The sequence below is a fragment of the Vitreimonas sp. genome, from assembly GCF_036392335.1.
Taxonomy (GTDB): Bacteria; Pseudomonadota; Alphaproteobacteria; order Caulobacterales; family Aquidulcibacteraceae; genus Vitreimonas.
Map to the genome: position 1 here is coordinate 1 of NZ_DASVYD010000052.1, position 22,832 is coordinate 22,832.

31 protein-coding genes and 1 pseudogene are annotated in these 22,832 nt (G+C 63.4%); 15 read left to right on the top strand and 17 right to left on the bottom strand.

The annotated features are described in order from the left end of the window. Positions 1 to 426, bottom strand: a pseudogene (locus tag VF769_RS12005) (hypothetical protein); the annotation flags it as partial. A gap of 119 nt (positions 427 to 545) precedes the next feature. On the opposite strand from VF769_RS12005, the gene arfB reads away from it, so the two are divergent. Next, the gene (gene arfB / locus VF769_RS12010) at positions 546 to 968 is read left to right on the top strand and encodes an alternative ribosome rescue aminoacyl-tRNA hydrolase ArfB (RefSeq protein WP_331008650.1); all 423 of its coding nucleotides are present in this window, start codon (positions 546 to 548) and stop codon (positions 966 to 968) included. Here the strand turns inward: arfB and VF769_RS12015 are convergent, their stop codons facing one another. Continuing rightward, positions 969 to 1,757 (bottom strand): hypothetical protein, encoded by a 789-nt coding sequence (locus VF769_RS12015; RefSeq protein ID WP_331008651.1) that lies wholly within the window; start codon positions 1,755 to 1,757, stop codon positions 969 to 971. A gap of 80 nt (positions 1,758 to 1,837) precedes the next feature. Continuing rightward, a complete protein-coding gene (locus tag VF769_RS12020; protein ID WP_331008652.1) occupies positions 1,838 to 3,202 on the bottom strand; it encodes a DNA recombination protein RmuC in 1,365 nt (454 codons plus the stop codon). Positions 3,203 to 3,304: 102 nt separating this feature from the next. On the opposite strand from VF769_RS12020, the gene VF769_RS12025 reads away from it, so the two are divergent. From VF769_RS12025 to VF769_RS12045, 5 genes are all read left to right on the top strand, one after another. Then, positions 3,305 to 3,505, top strand: a complete 201-nt coding sequence (locus tag VF769_RS12025) for a twin transmembrane helix small protein (protein ID WP_331008653.1) — start codon at positions 3,305 to 3,307, stop codon at positions 3,503 to 3,505. A 53-nt stretch (positions 3,506 to 3,558) separates the two neighbouring features. Continuing rightward, positions 3,559 to 4,128 carry a cob(I)yrinic acid a,c-diamide adenosyltransferase gene (locus tag VF769_RS12030; protein ID WP_331008654.1) on the top strand — a complete coding sequence of 190 codons (570 nt, stop codon included), beginning with the start codon at positions 3,559 to 3,561 and terminating at the stop codon, positions 4,126 to 4,128. Then, complete coding sequence (locus tag VF769_RS12035; RefSeq protein WP_331008655.1) at positions 4,128 to 4,544, top strand: VOC family protein; 417 nt, start codon at positions 4,128 to 4,130, stop codon at positions 4,542 to 4,544. Before VF769_RS12030 ends, VF769_RS12035 begins: the two co-directional genes overlap by 1 nt. 118 nt (positions 4,545 to 4,662) lie before the next feature. Further along, positions 4,663 to 6,318 carry a hypothetical protein gene (locus tag VF769_RS12040; protein WP_331008656.1) on the top strand — a complete coding sequence of 552 codons (1,656 nt, stop codon included), beginning with the start codon at positions 4,663 to 4,665 and terminating at the stop codon, positions 6,316 to 6,318. Continuing rightward, positions 6,311 to 7,153 (top strand): hypothetical protein, encoded by an 843-nt coding sequence (locus tag VF769_RS12045; protein ID WP_331008657.1) that lies wholly within the window; start codon positions 6,311 to 6,313, stop codon positions 7,151 to 7,153. The genes VF769_RS12040 and VF769_RS12045 overlap by 8 nt, the downstream gene beginning before the upstream one ends. Before the next feature lie 50 nt (positions 7,154 to 7,203). Here VF769_RS12045 and VF769_RS12050 read toward each other — a convergent pair whose 3' ends face one another. Further along, entirely contained in the window at positions 7,204 to 7,389 is a 186-nt protein-coding gene (locus tag VF769_RS12050) for a CsbD family protein (RefSeq protein ID WP_331008658.1), read from the bottom strand. Between the two features lie 62 nt (positions 7,390 to 7,451). Next, positions 7,452 to 8,177 (bottom strand): acetoacetyl-CoA reductase, encoded by a 726-nt coding sequence (gene phbB, locus VF769_RS12055; RefSeq protein WP_331008659.1) that lies wholly within the window; start codon positions 8,175 to 8,177, stop codon positions 7,452 to 7,454. Between the two features lie 174 nt (positions 8,178 to 8,351). On the opposite strand from phbB, the gene VF769_RS12060 reads away from it, so the two are divergent. The 3 genes from VF769_RS12060 to VF769_RS12070 all read left to right on the top strand — a co-directional run bounded on the left by VF769_RS12060 (position 8,352) and on the right by VF769_RS12070 (position 9,826). Next, a complete protein-coding gene (locus VF769_RS12060; RefSeq protein ID WP_331008660.1) occupies positions 8,352 to 8,765 on the top strand; it encodes a response regulator transcription factor in 414 nt (137 codons plus the stop codon). Between the two features lie 105 nt (positions 8,766 to 8,870). Continuing rightward, entirely contained in the window at positions 8,871 to 9,413 is a 543-nt protein-coding gene (locus VF769_RS12065) for a DUF4199 domain-containing protein (RefSeq protein WP_331008661.1), read from the top strand. A 38-nt stretch (positions 9,414 to 9,451) separates the two neighbouring features. Then, on the top strand, positions 9,452 to 9,826 hold the full coding sequence (locus tag VF769_RS12070; RefSeq protein WP_331008662.1) for a VOC family protein: 375 nt from the start codon (positions 9,452 to 9,454) through the stop codon (positions 9,824 to 9,826). A gap of 48 nt (positions 9,827 to 9,874) precedes the next feature. Here VF769_RS12070 and VF769_RS12075 read toward each other — a convergent pair whose 3' ends face one another. Beyond that, complete coding sequence (locus tag VF769_RS12075) at positions 9,875 to 10,597, bottom strand: glutathione S-transferase family protein (RefSeq protein ID WP_331008663.1); 723 nt, start codon at positions 10,595 to 10,597, stop codon at positions 9,875 to 9,877. A gap of 90 nt (positions 10,598 to 10,687) precedes the next feature. Between VF769_RS12075 and VF769_RS12080 the strand changes: the two genes are divergently transcribed. Together VF769_RS12080 and VF769_RS12085 are read left to right on the top strand one after the other, a co-directional pair. Beyond that, positions 10,688 to 11,383: a YafY family protein gene (locus tag VF769_RS12080; RefSeq protein ID WP_331008664.1), complete on the top strand. Its 696-nt coding sequence runs from the start codon at positions 10,688 to 10,690 to the stop codon at positions 11,381 to 11,383. Positions 11,384 to 11,568: 185 nt separating this feature from the next. Next, the gene (locus VF769_RS12085; RefSeq protein WP_331008665.1) at positions 11,569 to 12,003 is read left to right on the top strand and encodes an ester cyclase; all 435 of its coding nucleotides are present in this window, start codon (positions 11,569 to 11,571) and stop codon (positions 12,001 to 12,003) included. Here the strand turns inward: VF769_RS12085 and VF769_RS12090 are convergent. The 4 genes from VF769_RS12090 to VF769_RS12105 are packed head-to-tail and all read right to left on the bottom strand — an operon-like array spanning position 12,000 to position 13,772. Further along, positions 12,000 to 12,728: an adenylate/guanylate cyclase domain-containing protein gene (locus VF769_RS12090; protein ID WP_331008666.1), complete on the bottom strand. Its 729-nt coding sequence runs from the start codon at positions 12,726 to 12,728 to the stop codon at positions 12,000 to 12,002. The genes VF769_RS12085 and VF769_RS12090 overlap by 4 nt on opposite strands. 10 nt (positions 12,729 to 12,738) lie before the next feature. Then, positions 12,739 to 13,119, bottom strand: a complete 381-nt coding sequence (locus tag VF769_RS12095; RefSeq protein ID WP_331008667.1) for a type II toxin-antitoxin system VapC family toxin — start codon at positions 13,117 to 13,119, stop codon at positions 12,739 to 12,741. Beyond that, positions 13,106 to 13,375, bottom strand: coding sequence for an AbrB/MazE/SpoVT family DNA-binding domain-containing protein (locus VF769_RS12100; protein ID WP_331008668.1), 270 nt, complete (start codon positions 13,373 to 13,375; stop codon positions 13,106 to 13,108). The genes VF769_RS12095 and VF769_RS12100 overlap by 14 nt, the downstream gene beginning before the upstream one ends. Before the next feature lie 34 nt (positions 13,376 to 13,409). Next, positions 13,410 to 13,772: a DUF2200 domain-containing protein gene (locus VF769_RS12105; RefSeq protein ID WP_331008669.1), complete on the bottom strand. Its 363-nt coding sequence runs from the start codon at positions 13,770 to 13,772 to the stop codon at positions 13,410 to 13,412. 216 nt (positions 13,773 to 13,988) lie between these two features. On the opposite strand from VF769_RS12105, the gene VF769_RS12110 reads away from it, so the two are divergent. Beyond that, positions 13,989 to 14,207: a hypothetical protein gene (locus VF769_RS12110; protein ID WP_331008670.1), complete on the top strand. Its 219-nt coding sequence runs from the start codon at positions 13,989 to 13,991 to the stop codon at positions 14,205 to 14,207. Between the two features lie 139 nt (positions 14,208 to 14,346). Here VF769_RS12110 and VF769_RS12115 read toward each other — a convergent pair whose 3' ends face one another. Next, positions 14,347 to 15,519 carry an acetyl-CoA C-acetyltransferase gene (locus VF769_RS12115; protein WP_331008671.1) on the bottom strand — a complete coding sequence of 391 codons (1,173 nt, stop codon included), beginning with the start codon at positions 15,517 to 15,519 and terminating at the stop codon, positions 14,347 to 14,349. Positions 15,520 to 15,719: 200 nt separating this feature from the next. Here VF769_RS12115 and phaR point away from each other — a divergent pair, with 200 nt between their 5' ends. Continuing rightward, positions 15,720 to 16,352 carry a polyhydroxyalkanoate synthesis repressor PhaR gene (gene phaR / locus VF769_RS12120; protein WP_331008672.1) on the top strand — a complete coding sequence of 211 codons (633 nt, stop codon included), beginning with the start codon at positions 15,720 to 15,722 and terminating at the stop codon, positions 16,350 to 16,352. A 3-nt stretch (positions 16,353 to 16,355) separates the two neighbouring features. On the opposite strand, the gene VF769_RS12125 is transcribed toward phaR, so the two are convergent. Then, a complete protein-coding gene (locus VF769_RS12125) occupies positions 16,356 to 16,484 on the bottom strand; it encodes a hypothetical protein (RefSeq protein ID WP_331008673.1) in 129 nt (42 codons plus the stop codon). Between the two features lie 39 nt (positions 16,485 to 16,523). Beyond that, entirely contained in the window at positions 16,524 to 17,948 is a 1,425-nt protein-coding gene (locus VF769_RS12130; protein ID WP_331008674.1) for an amidase, read from the bottom strand. A 70-nt stretch (positions 17,949 to 18,018) separates the two neighbouring features. Here VF769_RS12130 and VF769_RS12135 point away from each other — a divergent pair, with 70 nt between their 5' ends. After that, entirely contained in the window at positions 18,019 to 18,252 is a 234-nt protein-coding gene (locus VF769_RS12135) for a hypothetical protein (protein ID WP_331008675.1), read from the top strand. On the opposite strand, the gene VF769_RS12140 is transcribed toward VF769_RS12135, so the two are convergent. The 3 genes from VF769_RS12140 to VF769_RS12150 all read right to left on the bottom strand — a co-directional run bounded on the left by VF769_RS12140 (position 18,249) and on the right by VF769_RS12150 (position 20,102). Next, positions 18,249 to 18,581 carry a helix-turn-helix transcriptional regulator gene (locus tag VF769_RS12140; protein WP_331008676.1) on the bottom strand — a complete coding sequence of 111 codons (333 nt, stop codon included), beginning with the start codon at positions 18,579 to 18,581 and terminating at the stop codon, positions 18,249 to 18,251. The genes VF769_RS12135 and VF769_RS12140 overlap by 4 nt on opposite strands. Positions 18,582 to 18,837: 256 nt before the next feature. Then, positions 18,838 to 19,278 (bottom strand): hypothetical protein, encoded by a 441-nt coding sequence (locus tag VF769_RS12145; protein WP_331008677.1) that lies wholly within the window; start codon positions 19,276 to 19,278, stop codon positions 18,838 to 18,840. A 92-nt stretch (positions 19,279 to 19,370) separates the two neighbouring features. Further along, positions 19,371 to 20,102: a glycosyltransferase family 2 protein gene (locus VF769_RS12150; protein ID WP_331008678.1), complete on the bottom strand. Its 732-nt coding sequence runs from the start codon at positions 20,100 to 20,102 to the stop codon at positions 19,371 to 19,373. A 120-nt stretch (positions 20,103 to 20,222) separates the two neighbouring features. On the opposite strand from VF769_RS12150, the gene VF769_RS12155 reads away from it, so the two are divergent. Beyond that, positions 20,223 to 21,962 (top strand): glycosyltransferase family 39 protein, encoded by a 1,740-nt coding sequence (locus tag VF769_RS12155; protein WP_331008679.1) that lies wholly within the window; start codon positions 20,223 to 20,225, stop codon positions 21,960 to 21,962. Here the strand turns inward: VF769_RS12155 and VF769_RS12160 are convergent. Next, positions 21,916 to 22,779 carry a glycosyltransferase family 2 protein gene (locus tag VF769_RS12160; RefSeq protein WP_331008680.1) on the bottom strand — a complete coding sequence of 288 codons (864 nt, stop codon included), beginning with the start codon at positions 22,777 to 22,779 and terminating at the stop codon, positions 21,916 to 21,918. The genes VF769_RS12155 and VF769_RS12160 overlap by 47 nt on opposite strands. Between the last annotated feature and the right edge of the window lie 53 nt (positions 22,780 to 22,832).

Below are 22,832 nucleotides of genomic sequence, written 5' to 3' on the forward strand. Positions count from 1 at the left end.
GAGCGGCTCGTCGATCGTCCAGCCCTGATAACCGGCCGTCAGATGCGTAACGTTCGGATAGAGTGGCGCAACAGCGGCAAGCGGACGCGGACGTTCGGCCGTGCCCGGACGATCCACGCCATAAACGCGCCCGCCCTCGCCCACAGCGACCGAGAAGAGCCGCGTGTAATAACCGCCGCCGGGACCGATATCGGCGATGCGCATGCCGTCGCGGGCGCCCGCGAACGCCAGGATCTCCGCCGGGTGGCGCAGCGCGTCGCGCTCGCGGTCTGCTTCGGGGCGACGCGGATCGGCAATCGCGGCGAGAATATTTGGCGAGGACGCCGTCACTTCGGCCGGCATCGACATCATAATGCCGGGGATCGCCCCCCCGGCGCACGCCGCCAACACCGCGGCAAGCCCAAGTCCGGCCAACAATTTCCGCATATCGTCCTCCCTTTCGGGTGTCAGGTATCAGGTTTCAGGCGCCAAGCGCTAGCGCGTGCAATACTTGCTCAACGGATACACGCCCATTCTGACACTCGAAACCTGACGCCAGACACCTGATGATCCCCGTCACCGCCTCCATTGCTCTTGATGAGCGCGATCTTGAAGAGCGCTTCATCCGCGCCTCGGGCCCTGGCGGGCAGAACGTCAACAAGGTCTCGACGGCCGTGGAGCTGCGCTTCAGGCTCAACGGCTATACCGACATGCCGGACGACGTGCGCGCGCGTCTCAAGCGCTTGGCCGGCCGCCGTCTCACACTCGAAGGCGAGATCGTCATCCGGGCTGAGGAGCACCGCACCCAGGATCGCAACCGCAGCGAAGCGTTGGCGCGCTTGGTGGCGCTCGTCGAGCAGGCCACGCACCGCCCAAAGCCCCGCGTGAAGACCAAAGTGCCTAAGGCCGCAAAACAGAAGCGCCTCGACAGCAAGTCGAGGCGCTCTGATGTAAAATCAAAACGTGGCCGCGTGCGCGACCACGATTGATCATTCCGGCTTTCTGAACCGCATCACAAATTGATCTGTCCGCCCGCGGATCGCAGGGTCGAACACGCTTGTCGTGCGTGCGTCCGCTGGATTGCGCAGCACATCGCTTTCGCCGTCGAACACGAAGCCTGCGGCTTCCACTTCGCGCCGCACTGTGGCTTGGTCGATGCGGTGCGTGGTCGTTTCCGCATCCGTCGCCACCGGCGAACCATCGACAGCCGAGTGATCCACGATCACATAGAGCCCGCCCGGCTTCAGCGCCGCGAACGCCGCCGCATTCATCGCCGCACGATCGCCCAGCGCATACGCCGTCAGCGCCATGTCGTGATAATTCTGCGCCGTGAACACGACGTCGAGCGGTTCGGGATAGGCGAGCGCGTCATACGGCGTGCGCGCCATGATTGCGTTCGGATATTCCGCCGCCACCGCCAGCACCGGCGTTTCATACTCGCCCGCTACGCCATCCGGCCGGATCGTCGGATAGACTCGACCTTCGTCGCCAACGGCCACGGCAAACAAGCGCGTGAAATATCCGCCGCCTGGAAAAATGTCGGCCACACGATCGCCCGGCTCGATCTGCGCGAACGCCAGCATCTCGGCAGGCCGGCGATTGGCGTCGCGCTCGCGATCGGCGGCCGGCCGGCGCGCATCCGCCACCGCGGCCACGATATTTGCCGCATCCGGCGACATCTCGACCACAGCCGGCGGCGCGATCGGGGCCTCGTTCGTCTGCTGCCCGCAAGCGCCCAACGCCAACGCCGCCACAGCGGCCAAAAGCAAATGTCTCATGTGCGTTCCTCCGGCCACGGAACTAGCGATGCGGCCGACGAACTTCACGCGGAACGCGACGAATGCACCATTCCGCGAGCTTAGCGCCCGCGCTTGGCCGTCTGCGGCGGCGGCATCAGCTCGAGTTGTTCCGGCGGCGCGGGGATACGCGGCGCGGCTTCGATTTGCGCGGGCTGGGCGATATCGACGCCCGCGTCGCCAGCACCAAGTTCCTTGAACTTGCGCGCCTGCGGCAGCACGCGGCTTTCGACAGAGCTCAACAAACCATTGTAGGTCGTCACCGTCTTGCCGATGGCGTCGCCGACTTTGCTCATGTGATCCGTCATCACCGCCATGCGCCGATAGAGCTCGCGGCCCAGATCGGCGATCTCTTGTGCGTTCTTGGCGCTCTGCTCTTGACGCCAGCCATAGGCGACCGATTTCGCCAGCGCCACCATCGTGCTCGGCGTGGTGATGATCACTTTCGACGCGAACGCGTCGTCGAACAAATTCGCATCTTGCTCGGCCGCGGCGGCGAGAAAATTCTCGCCCGGCACGAACAGCACCACGAAATCCGCTGTCGCCGGCACGTGCTTCCAATAATCCTTGGACGACAGACTTTTCACGTGCGCCTTCAATTCAGCGGCGTGCTTTTTCAAGCTGGCTTGGCGTGCAAGATCATCCGTCGCCTCCATAGCCTCCATGTAGCCCGAGAGCGCGACTTTCGAGTCCACGACGATGCAGCGTCCACCCGGCAGATTGATCACCACATCCGGCCGCAAACGCGCGCCTTCGCCGTCGGTCGTGCTCACCTGCTCGGTGAAATCGACGTTCGGCGCGAGGCCGGAAAGCTCCAGCACATTGCGCAAGGTTTGTTCGCCCCAGCGGCCGCGCATTTTCGGCGACGCTTTCAGCGCGGAGAGCAATTGCGTGGTCGTCTTATTGGTGGAGCCGACCGCATCGACGATCTGGCGCACTTGCTCGCTCATCGCCGACTTATCTTGCAGCCGCGCCTTCTCCAACGCTTCCACGGAGCCCGCGAGCTTCGCCAGCGTCTCCTGCGCCGGCGCAAGCACCTCTTTCACGCCCGTCGCGGAAGCGGCCTTGTGTTTCTCGAACGTCTCGTTGGCCAGCGCCATGAAGCTTTGCCGATTGGCCTCCAAAGCCTGCGTCGCCAGCGCCACGAATTGCTGCTCGACCTTCCTGGCCTGCTCCTCAGCCGCCGCCGCACGCGCGGCCGCGCCCGCCTTCTCCGCGGCCAGCTCCGCGCCCAGGCGGCTGGCCTCGGCCCGCAGCGCCTCACACTCGGCCACGGCCCGGTCGCGCTCGGCCCGGATCATGTCCACGCCCTCGAACCGCGCCTTTGCGGCGGCGGCGGATTCCTGAGCCTTTGCAGAGCGATAGGCGAAAAAGGCGGCCGCCCCGATGGCGACCAGGGCAAGGATAAGCAGAAGCGATTCGGTCATGGAGCTAGATTAGCACGGCCTGGCCGGGCCCCGCCGGCAAGGGGGCGCCCGGGTTGATCTAACGCATGGCCGACGGACCGTCGCAGCCCTAGGTTCCATCGCATGAACGTATTCGATTTCCTGATCCCGGCTGTCCTGGTCGTCGTCTTCGGCGTGCTCTGCTTCGGCATCTTCGCCATGTTCCGGGGCGGCGATTTTGGCCGGTCCTGGTCGAACAAAGCCATGCGCATGCGCGTGGTCGCGCAATTCGTCGCTATTCTGATCCTTGTTGCAGCCATGTGGGCAAAGCAGCATTACGGCTAAGCCGCGCGCGGACCCACGCACGACGGCTCAGCGTCCGTAGCGCGAGGAAGCCAATGGTCCGGATCGATAAAATCGTCACCAAAGCCGGCGACGGCGGCAAGACCCGCCTCGTCACCGGCGAGCCTGTCTCCAAAGCCAGCGCCCGCGTCGCCGCCTACGGCGCCGTCGACGAGGTCAATTCCGCCATCGGCGTCGCCCGGCTGCATACGAACGCCAAGCCCACGCTCGATGCGATCCTGGAGCGCGTGCAAAACGATCTCTTCGATCTCGGCGCCGATCTCGCCACCCCGCACGCCCCCGATCTCAAATTCGAGCCGCTGCGCATTCAGCCGAGCCAAGTCGATCGGCTCGAAGCCGAAGTCGATCAGCTCAACGAACAACTCGAGCCGCTCACCTCGTTCATCCTCCCCGGAGGCTCGCCAGCGGCGGCGCATCTGCATCTCGCGCGCGCCATCGCCCGCCGCGCCGAACGCGACATCGTCGCGCTCGCGGACGTCGAAGAGATTTCCCCCGACGCGATCAAATTCATGAACCGCCTCTCCGACCTCCTCTTCGTCGCCGCGCGCTACGCCAACGAATTGGGCAAGGCCGACATTCTCTGGAAACCAGGCGCCAATCGCTGATGCGCGGCGCGATCCACCATATCGATCTCACCGTGAAGGACGCGCACGCGTCGCGCGCCTTCTACGAAAGCGTGCTGGGTTTCATGGGCTATCGCCTCGCTGACGCACACCCCAACGGCTACGATTTCGATCGGCGCGACGGCGACTCCTTCTGCTCCATCGGCATCCTCAGCGCGCGCGGCGAACACGCCGACCGCACCCACGATCGCTATAGCCCCGGCCTACACCACATCGCTTGGAACGCCGCCAGTCGCGAAGATGTCGACGCCATGCACGCGCACTTGCAGAGCATCGGCGCGAACGTGACCGATCCGCCCACCGACTATCCGCAATATGGCTCAGGCTACTACGCCGTGTTCTTCACCGACGCCGATGGGCTGAAGTTGGAATACGTGTTCAAACCACAGGCGCCATAAAGCGAAACGAGCATTTCGTACAAATTGCTCAATCGGCCTCCGCAAGCGCGCAATCTAAACTTGCCAAAATCGACCTCGTATGCATCTTTAGTTGCATTCTGCGGCCGGGGGGCTGATTTTGAAAAAATTTCGCCTGTGGCGGCTGGGTAAGCAAAGTCGGCGCCCAATCGATGCGGATGCCTCGCTTCCAAACGCATCAATCAGCGCGTCCTCCACGCCTTCCGCGCCCTTCTCGGAAGACAGTAAAATCAAAGGCCGGCTTCGGCTCGGCGAGATCGCGCTGTCGCCCGGTGCGCTGTCGTTGCGCGATATCGACCTCGGCCTAGAGTTCACGTTGCCAAAGGCGCCGGAGCAGAAGGTCAAGACTAGGCTACGCGAACTCGACGGATGGCTCGGTTTGCGCACGCGCGCGTGGTGGAACGGCAAACGCCAAAAACCGCCAACAAACGCCGCCGAACTCGACGAAGCCCAACGCGAGGCAATCAACGAGAAAGCACGCTATGACGTGCAACTCGACCGCGCTGTTGGCGAGGTGGCGGAGGGGCTTTCGGCGGAAATTGTCGCCCGCATCCCGCCCCACTACACAAAAGAGCTCGTCAACGAATACGTCGCCGCGCATTGGAAGGCGCGTCAAGCCGCGTGTTTTCCGCAGGGCAAAGCCATTGCGCGTGGCGTCATCGAGACGGGCGATGCGTTGCGTGCCTTTCGCAACCAACACGATCTTCAAGATGCCGTCCCGGAAGACGCCAAACCCGAACGTCTCGGTCCGACCTTCTTTCTCGTCTTCCTCGGCGAAGCTGCACTAAACGCGTTCTTCTATCGCGAAGCGTTTCCCTCCAGCAATATGACGACGAGCCTCGGTCTCGCGGTCGTGGTGTCGCTCTGGATCATGCTCGCTGGCGTAGCGAACGGCGCGCTAGGCATCGCCAATTTGCGCAGCAAGGACGATTATTTGCGCCGCGTGGCGCGGATCGCATGCATTAGCGCCACATGCGTCGGCGTTGGCTCCGCGCTGATGTTTGGCCTGCTCCGCTTGCTCATAATCGGCGTCAGTCCCCCGGAAGAACAATTGCTCCATCGCTTCGAAGCGCTTCTGCTTGCTCTGCTGAACATCATGGCATTTTGCTATGTGTCCTACAAATTCCGGAATGGGCTCAGCGACCTTCCGTTCCAGTTCGAACGTCTTTGGAACGCCCACCATCGCGCGGAACGCCACCTCGATACATTTCTGGCGCGGCGCGCCCGCGCGCATATGGACACTGTGCTCAGTCACTATCGCGATGAGTTTCTCTATTTGAAGCATCAACTCAAACGCGCGCACTCCCCCGTGATCCGTGCGCTTGCGGCATTCGAAACCATTGAAAACAATGCTCGGGCGCTTCAATGCACCGCGGCTCGCGACACGATCGAACTCGTCAAATCCTATCGGGAACGCAACCGCGAAGCCCGTCGCGTCTTTAGCTTCATCGGCTGGCTCACGCGCCTAAAGAAGACGCCGCCGCCGGACTATTTCGATGACACGATTGACGCGAGCACTGAGTTCGATCCCCTACCGTCACGTACCCACACAGTGCGCGATGCGGCTGCTCGGTTTGAACAAGATATCAAGATCATCGAGGCCAGTGTCGATGACATTCTCATTGATCTTGGCACGCTCACGTCGACCATCAACGGCAATTTCGATGAGTACCGAAGGATGCTGCTCAGCGCGGCGCGCGCCTCCGTCTCGGAAGTCAAAGGCGGCGCCTTAGCGCTGGAGGGCGCCCATGTATGACGATTTTGGCGATGATGACTACGGTTCTCGCCGGCGGCGTGGCGCGGGCCTCACCAGTTGGCTCGCCAGCCTCTCCGCGATCGCGCTTGTGCTGGTAGGCGTCGTTGTGGCCGTATGGTTTGCCGTCGGCGACGCGGAGCCGCGCCGTGGCGACGATCTTTGCCCGCTCGGCGCAACTGGTCCTGCTAATACCCTCTACGTCCTTCTGGTGGACCGCACTGATCCATTAGACGACCAGCAGCTCATCGACGTTCGGCAAGAGGCGCAAGGCCTCGTCGACACCATGGAGAAGGATGATCGTTTGACCGTATTCGCGGTCAATCCCGACACCGGTGATCGCCCGACCGTTCTTGCGTCATTCTGCAACCCCGTCGAAACCCCTCATCAACGTTGGGAGCTCGTGCTGGAGGAATTGTTCGGCAATCGTCAGGAGCGCCTAGAGAAATTCGCGGAGGTTCAGGAACGATTTGACCGGGATATCGGCGCCCTAGGGCACGGCGCCTCGGTGCGTACAACCTCGTTGCTTCGCGACATCGCCGCGATATCAAACTATCGCTATTTCTCGCGCTACGAGAGGGTGGAACTCATCGTCTATTCCGACATGCTCGAGAATAGTGCGCTGCTGTCTCAATATGGCGCCTATTCCGACTTCGCGACGTTCAGGGAGCGCCGTGGGACGGAGTTCCGGGTGCCGAATCTGAGCAATGTGCGTGTGCGCATTCTCTATAGGTACGATGATCGCTACACCCGCCATCAGACCGAAACGCATCGTCAGTTTTGGACGGACTATTTCGACGCGGCGGACGTTGAACAGCTTTCCTTCGAAGACACCTAACAAAACGGCCCGCGCTTGCGCACGGGCCGCTTCATCAAATCGCGATCAGCTTAGTTCGGTTTGTCGGCCTTCTTGGCCGCGTCCTTCACGTCGCCGATAAATTCGCGGGCTTCACCTTTGGCCTTATCGATCTTGCCTTCGGCTTCCAGCTTCGTGTTGCCGGTCATCTTGCCGGCACCTTCCTTTACCGTGCCAGACGCTTTGTCGGCAGCACTTTTCACGTGCTCTTTGTCCATGAGTTCATCCTCCTTGGAATGGAGGATAAACGCCGGGAACCGCTGGTAGTTCCGGCTACGTCTCAGCCCGCGATGTATTGCGCGCCGTTCACGGTCATCGTCGCGCCCGTGATGAACGCAGCCTGATCAGACGCCAGAAACGCCACCATCGCCGCGATTTCCTCGGCCTTGCCCAAGCGGCCAACCGGGATCGTGGCGATGATCTTCTTCAGTGCATCTTCCGGCACAGCGGCCACCATGTCGGTATCGATGTAACCCGGCGCGACGACGTTCACGGTGACGCCCTTGGCCGCGCTTTCCTGCGCCAGCGCTTTGGTGAAGCCAATCATGCCGGCCTTCGCGGCCGAATAATTCACCTGGCCGAACTGGCCCTTCTGACCGTTGATCGAGCTGATATTGATGATGCGGCCAAAGCCGCGATCACGCATGCCTTCGATCACCGGGCGCGTCATATAGAAGAGCGAATCCAGATCGACGCGGATCACATCGCGCCATTTCTCGACGCTCATTTTGTGGAATTGGCCGTCGCGCGTGATGCCGGCATTGTTGACCAGCACGTCAATCGGGCCGAGGTCGGCCACGACCTTGGCGATGCCGTCGGCGCACTGGGTTTCATCACCCACGTCCCATTTATAAACGCTGATGCCGAGTTCCTTGGCGGCAGCCTCGGCGCTCTCGGTGTTGCCGGCGTAATTCGCGGCGACCTTGAAGCCATCGGCCTTGAGCCGCGCCGAGATCGCCTTGCCGATCCCACGCGTCCCACCCGTCACCAAAGCCACCCGCGCCATAAGAACCTCCCGACATTATCGTTGGCCGGGACAAGCCCGGAGACATGGGCGCAGTTTGCGCGACTCCGGACGCGAGGCAACATGCTGCAACGCGGAAACCACGATTTTTCGGACAGGTGCGACGCTGACGCCATCAGCTAGCGCCCGTCCGTCCGTTCGGCCAAAGTGGCGGCCATGACGCGGATCGTCATCCTCTATGCGCTGGCGCTCGCGGCAAGCGCGCTCGCCCTGCAATGGCTTCAGTACCAATATTTCGCCCGCGTCTTCACGGTCGAGATTTACATCGCGCTGATCGCGATCGCCTTCGCCGCGCTTGGCGTTTGGGCCGGCATGCGCCTCACGGCGCGCCGCGCGCCGACCGGTTTCGAGCGCAATGTCGCCGCTCTTGCCGCGTTGGGGGTCACCCAACGTGAATTGCAGGTGCTGGAGCACTTGGCCGCCGGCAAAGCCAACAAGGAGATCGCCCAAGCGCTCGGCGTCTCGCCCAACACGATCAAGACCCAGATCGCCAGCCTCTACCTGAAGCTCGAAGTGCAGCGCCGCACCCAAGCCATTCAGAAAGCCCGCGAACTCGCGCTCATCCCTTAGATCAGCCATCCAAACAGCCGATTTGGCCGATTTCACCCTTTCGGGTGATGGCGTTTCCCGTCACGACCCGCCCTAGTCTCGTCATCCAGACGAGGAGATTCACCCATGTTCGCCACTGCCTTGCGTTACGGCGCCGTCTCCGGCGCGATCGTCATCGCGGTCATCATTCTCGGTATTGTGTTGTCCACGGGCCAAGGGCACGGCCACGCCTTCTCATCGCAATGGCTGGGCTATCTGGTCATAATCGTCGCGCTGTCGATGATCTTCCTGGCCATCCGCGACTATCGAAACAAAAAGCTCGGCGGGGTGATCAAATTCCTGCCGGCGTTCGGCCTTGGCCTTTTGGTCGCCACGGTGGCGGGCGTCGCCTACGTGATCGGCTGGGAGGTCTACCTCGCCGCCACGAACTACACCTTCATGGAAACCTATGTCGCCCAATCCATCGAGGCCAAGCGCGCCGCCGGCGTGAGCGCTGCCGAATTGGACGCCTACGCCGCCCAGCTCAACCAAATCAAAGAGGCGTATCGCAACCCGCTCTTCCGCCTACCCATGACGTTCGCGGAAATCTTCCCCGTCGGCCTCCTGATCGCGCTAATCTCCGCCGCGATCCTGCGCAATCCGCGCGTCCTGCCCGCCCGAGCTCAGTGAGCCATCAGCAAGTGAGCCATCAACAAAGGAACGAACTCATGAACCTCGGCGCATTTTCCGTAAGTCTGGCCGTCAAGGACATCGCCGCCTCGCGCGCCTTCTATGAAAAACTGGGCTTCACCGTGTTTGGCGGCAACCAGGGTCACAATTGGCTGATCATGAAGAACGGCGACACCCTGATCGGCCTATTCCAGGGCATGTTCGAAAAGAACCTGCTCACCTTCAATCCAGGCTGGGACAGCGAAGCGCAAGCGCTCGCGAGCTTCACCGACATTCGCGAAATCCAGCAACGCCTCAAGGCATCAGGCCTCGCGCTCAGCGCGGAGGTGGATGCAAGCAAACCTCAAGGACCGGCACACCTCGTCCTTGAAGACCCAGACCGCAACCAAATCCTGATCGATCAACACGTCTAGTCGCTTGGCCCTGAAGCCCGCGGCGCAAGCGCCACGGGCTTAGGCAATCTACGCCGCCATCGCCGGCCAGACGATCTCGCCGAAATAACGCCATTCGATGCGTTCGATGTACTTCCTCAGATTGGTATGCTCACGCACCAATCCCGAGAGCGGCGTATCGAAGAACGGCGTCGCGCACGACGCCAACACGCCAAACGCCGACGCATCCACCGCTTTCGGCGTGTCGCCGAACAGATAAGGCTTGTCGCCCAGCACCGCCGCGATCGCCGAGATGTCGCGCTCCGCCAGTAGCATCCGCTCCTCGCGCGTATGCCGGCCAATGCCGTGACGCACCATCATCGTATGCAATTGCTCGCGCACATCCTTGCACAGCGCACTGTGCTGCGGCTCGGGCACGTCCATGAAGAATTGGCGCGGGCCTTTATCGAAATTCGCGTCCACCAGCCAGCGCTCATGCGCCATGATCATGCTGAGGCGGTCTTCGAGCAGCCGCTCAAGGCCCCAGGCCATACCGCGTTGCTCGAGCGTCAGCCCCTCATCCAGATCGTCGCCCAGCTTCTCCTCGAAATAGAGCCGGATGAAGGTGGAATCCTCGATGATGCGGCCCTCGTCCTCGACATACGGCGCCTTGTGCTTCGGCACGCGCTCCAGATCGGCGATGGCGCGGGTGAAAGTTACGCCCAGCATCTGCAATTGCATGTCGCACTTGATCACGTAGGGGCTGGGGCTCGGCGCCCCGAACATCGGCCCCCAACCATACAGAACAGTCATAAGCTCTCTCCTCGCTTCGCTTGGAAAGACGTCTTAGCTTGCCCCTGCTGACAGCCTTGTGGCAGCAGGATGTCAGTATAAGTTCTCCACATGCGCCGCACCGAACGCCTTTTCCAGATCATCCAGATCCTGCGCTCCAAGCGCCGCTCCGTGACCGGCCAGGAGCTCGCCGATGAATTGGAGGTCTCTCTGCGCACGCTCTATCGCGACATCGCCGAGCTAATGGCTCAGCGTGTGCCGATCCGCGGCGAGGCCGGCACCGGCTACGTGATCGACAGCGATTACGACATGCCGCCGCTTATGCTGACGCAGGATGAGTTGGAAGCCGCCGTCCTCGGCGCGGCCTGGGTGGCGCAGCGTGGCGATGCAGCTTTGGCGCGCGGCGCCCGCGATCTCATCGGCAAGCTCACGGCCGCCGTGCCGGAGCATCTGCGCCCCGTCGTGCTGGACGCGCAGCTCGCGCCTGTCTCCTCATACGCACGCGCCGTAGATGCCTTCGACCTCGCCGCCGTGCGCGGCGCCATCCGCGAACAGCGCAAAATGCGCATCGCCTATGCCGACGAAAACGGCCGCACCAGCGAGCGCACCATCTGGCCGTTCATGATCGGCTATTTCGAAACCGTGCGCCTGGTCGTGGCTTGGTGCGAACTGCGCGAAGATTTCCGCCATTTCCGCTCCGACCGCTTCCGCGACGCACAAGTGCTCGAAACCCGCTATCGCCAGCGCCCGGCGCAACTCCGCAAACGCTGGGAAAAGGAAGGCAGCGGGCGCGGCGGCAAAGCGTGACTCAAGAACCCTCTCCCCAAGGGGAGAGGGCAGGGTGAGGGGGCGGCGCAGGTGCTGGAAATCCAGTCGTTCGTCAGCGCGCGGTCTGAAACGCTAGTGCTCCACCCTCACCCCGGCCCTCTCCCTCCCATCGGAGGGAGAGGGAGTTTGTTGTGCTTGCGCTCATCGCGCGCCACACTCCGCCCATGACAGACGCCCTTGCCGAAGCCCGCTTGCAAACCGTTCGCGATCACATGGCGCTCGAGGTGACGCACGATTGGGACGCGGTGATCGCGACGTTCGCGCACCCGCGCTATGAAATGTATGGCGGCGGCCAAGTGTTTGACGGCGAAGCCGCCGTGCGCGCCTATTTCGCCGCCTCGCGCACGCCCTTCCCCGATCAAGGCAACGAGATCATCGCCATCGCGCACACCGACAACACCGTGCTCGTCGAATTCTGGCTCACCGGCACACATCTCGGCCCGCTCAAAGTTGGCAGCCGCACCATCGAGCCGACTGGCAAGAGCTTCCGCATGCGCATGGCCGCGAGCTTCGAGTTCGAGCCCGGCAGCGCCAAAATCAAATGCGAGCGCCCGTATTTCGATCAAGCCGGCGTGTTGCGGGAACTCGGCATCGCTTAGGAGCGCTCAAACAACGGTCCTGAACGCATCGCCAACATCAGCGCGATGCCGATGGCAGGCCATTGCACCCACCAGCCTTCGCCGGTCATGAAATCGATCACGAACAGAACCGCAAGGATCAGGCCCCAGCGTGACGCGCCGGCGATGAAGCGCTGCTTCTTGTCGCTGGCAGGCGCTGGCCCGCTCTTCGCGCGCGCTTTGCCATCGCTCGCGCCGCCTTCGCCGCCGCCCACGCTGTACACCGCGACGCTCTCAGCAAAATTCTTCGGCTGCTTCTCGCCCAAATATTGAAAGCCGACCGAGAGCTTCTTTTGCACCTGGTCGTACACTTGGCGCGAAATCAGAATGCCGCCGGGCTCGGCCATGCTTTGCAGACGCGCCGCCAGATTCACGCCCTCGCCCAACAAATCGTCGCCATCGACCAGCACATCGCCCAGATGCACGCCGATGCGGAAGCGCAGGCCGCCTTCCGCGCCCGCGCCCAACTCACGCTGCACCTCGATGGCGCACTGTACCGCCTCAACCACCGACGGAAATTCCGCGATCAGCCCATCGCCCGCCGTATTGGCGATCCGTCCATGATGACGAGCGATGAATTGCGCAAACACCGCCCGCGCCGCCCGCAGATCGGTGAGCGTGCGCACCTCATCGGCCTCCATGACGCTGCTATAGCCGGCGGCGTCGGCCGCGAGGATCGTGGTGAGTTTGCGTTGAACGTCGGACATCACACGTCTTTCAGATACGTTCCGCGCCATCTAGGTCGCCCAGCTTACGATCAAAGGTCGCGAGTGGAATGTGACCGCTCTGGCGCGCAATCTCCAAGATGAGACAATCTGAAAACCCAAGCTTGGGATACGCACGAAAATGCTCGAGCGCGCGCGCCGCCAATTGCGCATCCTGAATGCTCAGCTGCGCGTGATTGAGCAGCATCTCGACCGCCAGCGCAATCTGCTTGGGCGTGCGCGCGTAGACCGCGTCCAACACCCAAACCGTCTCCACCAGCACCAAAAGCGAAACCCAGGCGCCCTTTTCGATCGCCTTCTCCGCACGCGCGACTTGCGCGGCATCGTCCCGCGCGATCAGACGCACGAGCGCATTCGTATCAATCGCGCGCATGCTTCTTACGGATGCTCGTGCGCACGCCGCCCTTCAGTTCAGCGAGCGTTTTCGGCGGCGGCGTTTCGCCCTCAAACACAGCAGCGTGCAGCTCCGCCGAATTGTGCCGGCCGGCGCGCCGCACAATCACCTCGCCGTCACGCTCTTCCCACGCAATCGCCGAGCCCGGACCAATGCCAAGCTTCTTGCGGATTTCGGCCGGCACCGAAATCTGCCCTTGCGCGGTGAGTTTGGAGGTGATGGCCATACGTTTCATTACCACGGTAATGTATCACAAACAAGGGCGCCGCCTAGGGCTTGGCCGGCGCCGTCCGCAAAATCTTCTCCATCGCCTTTCCCTTGGCGAGTTCGTCGATCAGCTTATCGAGATAGCGGATTTCGCGCATCAGCGGCTCTTCGACCTCTTCCACGCGCACGCCACAAACCACGCCCGTAATCAGCGACCGCGCCGGGTTCAGCTTCGGCGCCTGGGCGAAGAAATCCTCGAAGCTCGTCTGCTTCTTGATGTGCGCATTGAGCGATTGCTGGCGATACCCCGTCAGCCAGCGAATGATCTCATCCACCTCCGCCTGCGTGCGCCCCTTCTTCTCGGCCTTCGCGACATAGTGCGGGTACACGCTGGCGAAGCTGATGGCATAGATGCGGTGGGACATCCGCTCATCTTATCGCGCCGCGCGATGAAGCACAGAGATTTGCGCTGAAACGCCGAACCGGCGTCCCTTCTCCTGGTCAAGGAGAAGGTGGCCGCGCAGCGGCCGGATGAGGTTTGCCGGCAAGCAGGAAGTGGTGCGAACGATTGCGCGCGACAGTCTGTAATTCGCCGCGAACGGACATTGCCCTGCGGGGGGTTGAGGCGCCACATTGGACGCATGTTGTTCGGCTACAGAGTTCGCGGTCTTCTCGTCATCCAGGCGGTGTTCGTGGTCGTCGGTCTCCTCCTGCCCCGCACGATATTCCAAGAATATGGCTGGTGGATCATCGGTGCTTGGTTTCTGACGGTGCTCTGGTGGATCAATCGATCATCAGCGCGCCATTGGCACGAGCGCGAGCAGCTAGAGGCCGAACGCAAGGCGCGATGCAACTTGTAACGCCGAGCGGACCGATGACCGCTCCGGGCCAAGAGCGGACATCGCCACTCCTTCCGCCACCCGAAACCTCATCCGACGCTTCGCGCCACCTTCTCCTTAGCCAGGAGAAGGGACGCCAACTGCCAATGTCAGCGCGAGACTAACGCTCCACGCACACCGCGATGCCCATGCCGCCGCCGATGCAGAGCGTGGCCAGGCCCTTGTTCTTCCCACGGCGTTGCAGCTCATAGAGCAGCGTCGTCAACACCCGCGCGCCGCTGGCGCCAATCGGGTGGCCAATCGCGATGGCGCCGCCGTTGACGTTCACGATCGCCGGATCCCAGCCCATGTCCTTGTTCACGGCGCAGGCTTGCGCGGCGAAGGCTTCGTTGGCTTCGACCAGATCGAGATCGCCGACTTTCCAGCCGGCCTTCTCAAGCGCGGCTTTCGACGCCGGGATCGGCCCCGTGCCCATGATGCTCGGATCGACGCCGCGCGAGGCCCATGAGGCGATACGCGCCAGCGGCGTGAGGCCGCGCTTCGCCGCCTCATCGGCCGTCATCAGCACCAAAGCCGCGGCGCCGTCGTTCAAGCCCGAGGCGTTCGCGGCCGTGACCGTGCCGTCCTTCTTGAACGCCGCGCGCAAGCCCGCCGCGCCTTCGAGTGTGGCGTCATGTTTGATATATTCGTCGTTCTCCACCACCGTGTCGCCCTTGCGGCCCTTCACGGTGACGGGAACGATCTCGTCCTTGAACTTGCCGGCCTTCTGCGCCGCACTCGCCTTCTGCTGCGAGAGCGTGGCGAACTCGTCCTGCTGCTGGCGCGTGATCTGCCATTTCTCAGCGACGTTCTCGGCCGTGATGCCCATGTGATATTGATTGAAGACGTCGGTCAGGCCGTCCTTGATCATCGAGTCCGAGAATTCCAGCGGGCCCATCTTCTGGCCGTTGCGCAGATTGGCGACATGCGGCGCGAGGCTCATGTTTTCCTGGCCGCCGGCGACAACGATCTTCGCGTCGCCCGCCTTGATCTGCTGATAGCCGACGACGACTGCGCGCAGCCCCGAGCCGCAGACTTGGTTCAGCGACCAAGCCGGGCTGTCATCCGGCACACCGGCGGCGCGCGAGGCTTGGCGGGCCGGGTTCATGCCTTGGTTGGCCGTCAGCACTTGGCCGAGCACCACTTCCGAAACGTCAGCCGCGTCGACTTTTGCGCGCTGCAGCGCGGCTGTAATCGCGATTTTGCCAAGCTCATGCGCGGGCGTTGCAGCAAACGAACCCAGGAACGAGCCAACCGGCGTGCGGGCGGCGGAAACGATCACGATATCGGTCATGGGCTCAGGCTCCAGAAAGGCGAACGCCTTGGAAGGAAAAGGAGAGATTAACTGTCCTATCGCACAAGCGAAGCGCGAAATCCAAGCGCCCCCGTCGCAAGCAGCTTCCCTCACGGACGCTTTTTCTTGCAATGCGGCGAAGGAGAGCGGATTCTCCGGCAAAGCCCGCTTTTCGCGGGCGCAAAAATGAGGAAGCGATCGTGGCGGATGCAAACGGCCCTGGGGCTGGGGAGGCCGGCGGCGAAACTCAAACCGACGCTGTCGTCATCAAGAAGTATGCGAACCGGCGGCTCTACAATACCGCCGCCTCGAGCTACGTGACGCTCGATCATCTGTCGGAAATGGTGCGCGAAGGTGTCGACTTCGTCGTGCTCGACGCCAAGACCGGCGACGACATTACCCGCTCGGTGCTGACGCAGATCATTTTCGAACAGGAGAGCAAGGGCCAGAACCTGCTCCCGGTCCAATTCCTGCGCCGCCTGATCCGCTTCTATGGCGATCAGATGCAAGGCTTCCTGCCGCCTTATCTCGAAATGAGCATGGAGAGTTTCTCCAAGGCGCAGGAACAGATGCGCGAGAACATGTCGCGCACGTTTGGCGCGGCGACGCCGCTCGCGGCGTTCGAGGAACAGGCGCAGCGCAACATGGCGATGTTCCAACAAGCCATGAAAATGTGGGCGCCCTTCGCCGTGCCCGGCGCCGGCGGCTTCCCCAACGCGCCAAAATCCACGCCCGCCGACGAGGACGAAAAGGACGAGCAAGTCGCCGAGCTGCGCAAGCAGATGGAAGCGATGCAGAAGCAGCTCGACGCCATGTCGCGCGGTAAGAGCTGAGCCCTAGCCGGGCGGCGGCAACACCGCCATCTCATACACGATGAAAAGCGTGTAAGCGGCCCACAGCGCCGTCAGGATAATCGCGCCGATCAGCGGCGCGAGATACGTGTTGTCGCCCTTGTGCTCAGCCATGATGCGCCTCCCTGCGCGGTTTGCGCACGTTTGCGTGCGTCAATTCCAAAGCTTGGGCTTGCGTTGCTTCCAAGGCAATTCCTTTTCGAGCTGTCCCGCCAAGCGAAAGAGCGTGCCTTCGTCCGCATATTTGGCCGTGAACATCACCGCGATCGGCAGCCCGCTTTCGCTTTGCCAGAGCGGCAACGAGAGCGAGGGCTGGCCCGTCATGTTGAACGGCGGCGTGAACGGGAAGGCTTGCGCCTGGCGCTTGTCGAACCCGCGCAAATCATCGGTCAGCGTGTCGAGTTCATCGACGCGCGGCACATTCGTGCCGAGCACCGGCGTGGCCAGCACGTCCCAGCTTTCAAAGCGCTGCAGGATTGCGCGGTTGGATAGCCGCAGCTGCTGCCAGCCCCACATCGCGTCTTCGCCGCTAATCCGCTTGCCCGCCTGATAAGCGCGCCACGCCAAGCCTTCGATCTCGCCCTCTTGCGGCTCGCGCCCTTTCACTTCCGCCCAACGCCGCATGCCGGCCGCGAAGTTCGACGCCGACACCAAACCCTGCGCGCGATAGAGCGTGCGATAATCGATGCCGAGCCCCTCTTCGCGCACCTCGTGGCCAAGCGCTTTCAGCGTCTCGGCCGTATCCTCCAGCGCGCGCTGGATCTCGGCATCCACCGGCTTGGCCGACGGCGTCTCCGTCGACCACGCAATCCGCAGCTTGCCCGGCGAACGCTCAACCTCATCCAAATAGGGCCGCTCCTTGGCCGGGTACGCAAACGGGCTCGCCGGTTCGGGATAGCCCGTCGCATCCAGCATCGCGGCGCTGTCACGCACCGTGCGGCTCACCACATGATCAACCGAAAAGCCCATCGCGCGATCGGTGTCGTCCACCCCGTTCGGATTGCGGTCGCGCGTCGTCTTCATCCCGACCAAGCCGCAGCACGCCGCCGGAATGCGAATGGAGCCCAAGCCGTCGCTCGCGTGCGCCAGCGGAACCATGCCCGCCGCCACCGCGCTCGCCGCCCCGCCCGACGAGCCGCCGGAAATGTGCTCGGGATTCCAAGGATTGCGGCACGGCCCCAGCAGCGCCGATGTCGTCACGCCAGGAATGCCGAATTCCGGCGTGTTGGTCTTGCCCGCGAGCACGACGCCGGCCTCGCGATAGCGCGCCGTCAGCGTCGAATCGCTCTCATCCGCCGCCACCTGCGCGAACTTGCTCGCCGAAGTGCGCGGCCAGCCTTTCACGCGCAGTCCCAAATCCTTGATCAGAAATGGCACACCTTTGAACGGACCGTCCGGCAATGCGCTAGCCGCCGTTGTCCGCGCTTCATCATACGCTTTGAAAGTCACCGCATTCAGCACGCCATTATGGCGCTCAATGCGCTCGATCGCGGCCTCAAGCAGCTCGGCGGCCGTCACCTCGCCCTTGCGCACCAAAGCGGCCAGGCCCAGCCCATCATAATCGGCGTACTCGCGCATGTTTCGCTCCCTTGCCGGAAACGATAGCGGTTAATTTTCGTTTGGCACGTGGGATGCAGCGGACTGGCCCATGGAGGGACATCCCAAACCCCAGGCCATCGACGCCGAGTTTGAGGACATCGGCGATCAGCGCCGCGGCGAGCGCCGCCAGCGCGACCGCCGGGCCGCGTCCACCAAGCTGGACCCTCTGTTCGCGGCCACGCTCGTCAACCAAATCGCCACGCCTGAAGCCACGCACACCGACGGCTATGCAACCGCCGAACTCAAGCCGCGCCGCGGCATTGTGGTGAATGTAACCGCTTAAGCGCTCTTCTTGGTCGCGCGCTCGAACTCTTCGAGCCAGCTGTCGATCGCATCCAGCCGCGCCTCGATGCTCTCGATCCGCGCCGCCGCGTCTTCGCGCGGCTCGGCATCGCGCGTGGCCACGCCGCTGCGCAAGGTCACCTCGACAATGTCCACGCCCAGCACACGCGCGAACGCGTCTAGCTCCGCCGCGCTCGCGGCGCGTTCGTTGAGATAAATCGCATGCAGGGCGGCGCGCTCGATGCCCGCCGCTTCGGACAGCGCGCCACGGTCCAGGCCGCGTTCACCAAGTTTGGCGTCGAACCAATCGGCGTCAAAGAAAAGCGACATCGATCCACCCACGTTCAAACCGGCGCCGAACCTGCAGGGTCCGCTCCGATCATGGCCGCCATCCTCCCCCGATTCGCCCGCTGGCTCGACTTCTCAATCGCGCTGGCGCTGGGAATGTGGTGCCTGTGACGACAATCCTCCCCCGCTTGCGGGGGAGGTGCTGAGCGCAGCGAAGCGGAGGGGGAAGCGCGGCTCAAACGCCCCCTCAGTCGCTGACGCGACAGCTCCCCCGCTCGCGGGGGAGCATGAACCGAGCTTAATGCTGGCCCGCGAATTCGACGTCGCGGCGGGCCGAGATGATCGTCACCACAACGCCCGCGAGCACATCGAGCAGCGCCATCACCAGGATGACGAAGAACACGCTGGTCGCGAACGCCGGGTGAAGCAGAAACTCGACCAAGCAGATGATGAACACGAGCATCGACAGCGCGTGATTGAAGATCGCCGCGGTGCCGGTGGAGGTCGATTTCAGCAGCTCGACGAAGAGCAGGATGAGCGCCAGCAGCACCATCACGTCGCCGAACGAAATGGTCCATTCCGCCCCCGACGCCATCGGAATGCGCACCCAGACATCCGCCAGATGCTGACGCACCGAAGCGCCGTCGCCATCGGACGTCGCCGTCGCCCCGAACGCCCAGATATTGTACGTCAGTACCGGGATCAGGATCAGCGGAAAGACGTTGAAAATCGCCCCCATGGGACTCCCCTGCTGTTGCGTGCCTGCTCGACGCCCCCGCGTCGCCGCCGTTTGAAGCGCTATGCGTTCGCCTGGATCTACACGGTTCTCGCTCATAGCTCGTCCGTACCCCCAGGTGATCGCGCCCGGCTCTGAAGCCACATCACCCCAAACAGGTCCGTCATATTGGCGGCGAGCCTGCCTAGGTTCGTGTACTTCGAGCGCCCGGCGCCCCTGTGACGATGGTTAACCTCTAAAAACTCCACTGCATAGCCTTCGCGCAGCATCAGTGCGGCCATGAAACGGTGCATGTGATCGAAATAGGGAAGAAGCAAAAATGCCTCCCTTTTGAACACCTTGACGCCTGAACCACTATCGTCGGCGCCATCCTTGAGCGCGGCTTTGCGAATATTGTTGGCGAGGCGGGAGGCCATGCGCTTGCTCCAGCTGTCCTGGCGCTTGGTGCGCTTGCCCGCCACCATGCCCAGATGCGGCGGCGCGTCCGCACGCGTCAGCTTCGCGTAGAGCCGCGGCAGGTCCGCCGGGTCGTTCTGGCCGTCGCCGTCGAGCGTGCCCACGATCGGCGCGCGCGCGGCCAAGACGCCCGTGCGCACGCCACGGCTTTGGCCCGCGTTCTTGCGGTGCCCCACCAGCCGCAACGCCGGCAATTCCGCTTTCAAAGCAGCCAGTTCGGCGCGCGTGTCGTCGCGGCTCGCATCGTCCACGAAAATCATTTCGTACGAGCGGCCATCCAAAACGGCGGCGATTTCGCGCGCCAGATTGGCCGCATTGCCGGCTTCGTCATGCACCGGCACGACAATGCTGAATTCAATCGTCTCGGGCAAAAGGCGTCCCCGGGGCCAGGAAGGCGGCCCTCATAGCCGCTTCCCCGCCCTGAGGCGAGAGCGCGCACCTGAGGGGCGCCGTCAAGACACAGTCATTTTGGCGGGTTATGGGCGGTTTCCATGACGGACGCGCCGGCCCCATCACTCTTCCAGCAAATCACGCGGGGTTGGCGCGGCTACGTGTTGATCGCCCTGATCGCGCTGGCCTCGGGCCTGTTCGGCGCGACCAAGGTGCCGCCGCTCGACATCGACGAAGCCCGCTTCGCGCAAGCCACACGGCAGATGATCGAGTCCGACGATTATGTCCGCATCCGCCTGCAAGACCAGGATCGCAATCGCAAACCCATCGGCATCCATTGGCTGCAAGCCGCGTCGGTGCACACGTTCGCGCCGCTGATCCCAAAGCTCAACACGATCTGGCCCTATCGCATCCCCTCTGCGCTTGGCTTGGCGCTCGCCGCCCTCGCGACCATGTGGGCGGGCGCTGCGCTGCTGCCCCATCGCACCGCGCTGATCGGCGCCGGACTGTTCGCCACCGGCCTGCTCGCCGGCCTTGAGGGCATGATCGCGAAAACCGATTCCGTGATGGTGGGGTTCACGACGCTCGCACTCGCCGCGCTCGCACAACTCTACGCGCGCAAACCGCGCCCACGCCTGACGAGCTTGATCTTTTGGGCCGCGATCGGTGCGGGCGTTCTGGTCAAAGGGCCGATCACCCCGCTCATCGCCGCGCTCACCCTGGGCGCACTCTATGTGTGGGAACGCAAGGCGGCGTGGATGAAGCCATTGCTCTGGTGGCCTGGCCCGATACTCGCCCTCGCCATCACGCTGCCTTGGCTCATCTCCATCGGCATTGTCACCAACGGCGCCTTCTACACCGAATTGCTCGCCAATGAGCTCGGCCCCAAAGTCGCTGGCGTGGATCATTCGCACGGGGGCCTTCCCGGCTATTATGTGCTGCTGCTGCCGCTGCTGATCTTCCCCGCCACCTACGCGCTGCCCGCCGCTGCGCGCATTAGTTTTACGGCGATCCGCGCGCCGCGCGACGACGAAAGCCAAGCGGCGCTGCGCTTCCTGCTCTGCTGGGCCGTACCGACGTTTCTTCTCTTTGAGTTCTTCCCAACCAAACTCGTCCACTACACGCTGCCAGCCTATCCCGCGATCGCGCTGCTCTGCGCTGCCGGCCTCATGGCCATGCGCACGAAGCAATGGCGCACCATGCACCCGCTTGGCGCGGTGTTGTTCGGCCTGTTTGGCGCGCTCATTGTCGGCCTTACGGCGTTTGTCGCGACCTATATGCCTGGTGGTTTCGACGCCGATTTCCGCCGCGCGTTGAGCGCCGGCATCATCGGCGCGCTCGTCCTCATCGCCTCGATCGTCGGGCTCTCGCTTGTCAAACGCCCGACGGCGCGCGCCGGCATTCTGATCGCGTGCGCGCTCGCGCTTTCGTTCACATTGCGCGAACGCACGCTACCCGAGGCGCGCTCCTTGTTCGTCAGCCAAGAAGCCGTCGCAGCCCTCACCCGCGCGCGGATGATGCCACGCGACGAGGAGCCCTTCTGGGTGGTCGGCTACAGCCAGCCCAGCCTCATCTTCCTCACCCGCACCTCGATCCGCATGGCGCAGCCCGAGGACATGGCCGCACAGGCGCAACCCGGCGATAGTCTCGTCATGGAAGGCCGGGTGTTGGAACGTACGCGCGCGCTGCTATTGGCGCGCGGCCTGGTCTTCGAGGAGGTGGAGGCGCCGGCCCGCGGCATGGCGTTGGGGCGCGGCGAAAACACAACGCTGCATATCGGCCGCGTACGCGCCGTCAGCGCCGAGACCGGGTCCGAGGCTGCGGCGGGCCCCCGCCGATGAGATCGCGCAAACCAACCAGCGTCGCGATGGCCGGCCCCGCGAACACCGCGAACGCCTTTTCCAACGGGGATTTCGCTGCCTTCACTGCAAACCGTGCAAGCCCCTGCGCCTGCCTGCGTCCTTTACGATGGCGCTCGAATTTCACGCCCGAAGCCTGCGGCTGCAATAACACCGCGCCGCCAGCATCGGCGGCGCGCTTGCACAGATCCAAATCCGCCGCGTCGCTGACATAGGCTTCGTCAAAGCCGCCGAGCGCGCTGAAGTCCGCGCGCGGGATCAGCATGAACGCGCCGGACACGGCCGCCACAGGCGCCGCCGCTTGCGGCTTCGCGGACGCCTTCTTGCGTGGCGCAGGCTTTACCCCCGGCAATCCCATCGCCACGGCCAGCGCCGAGAACGTGTTCAGCGCGCCGCCCCGGGCTGCGCGTTTCTCACGCCCCTCCAAATCCGTCAGCCGACCGCCGACGATCCACGGCGAAGCGACGCCATTGGCGGAACTCGTCATGCGCTGCACCGCCCCGCGCTGCAGCACCACGTCCGCATCCAGAAACAAAAGCCAACGTCCGCGCGCCTGCGCCGCGCCAAGGTTGGCGGCCGCCGCGGCGCTCATGCGCGCGTCCGCCACCACCACGCGCACATCGCGCCGATCCAATTGCAGCGCCCTGAGCGCCGACGACACCGCCGGCGCGTTCGCTTGATCGACGATGACGAGATCGTCCACCCACGGCTCCGACAGCGCGCTGCGCAAGCACAAATCAAGCGCGGACTGACCGGTGGCGTTTGCGGCGACGGAACGGGCGACGACAATCGCGGTCACGCGCGGCTCCAATGTCGCCGCCGCTGATCTTTCGCGAGAGGGGAACTTGTCCA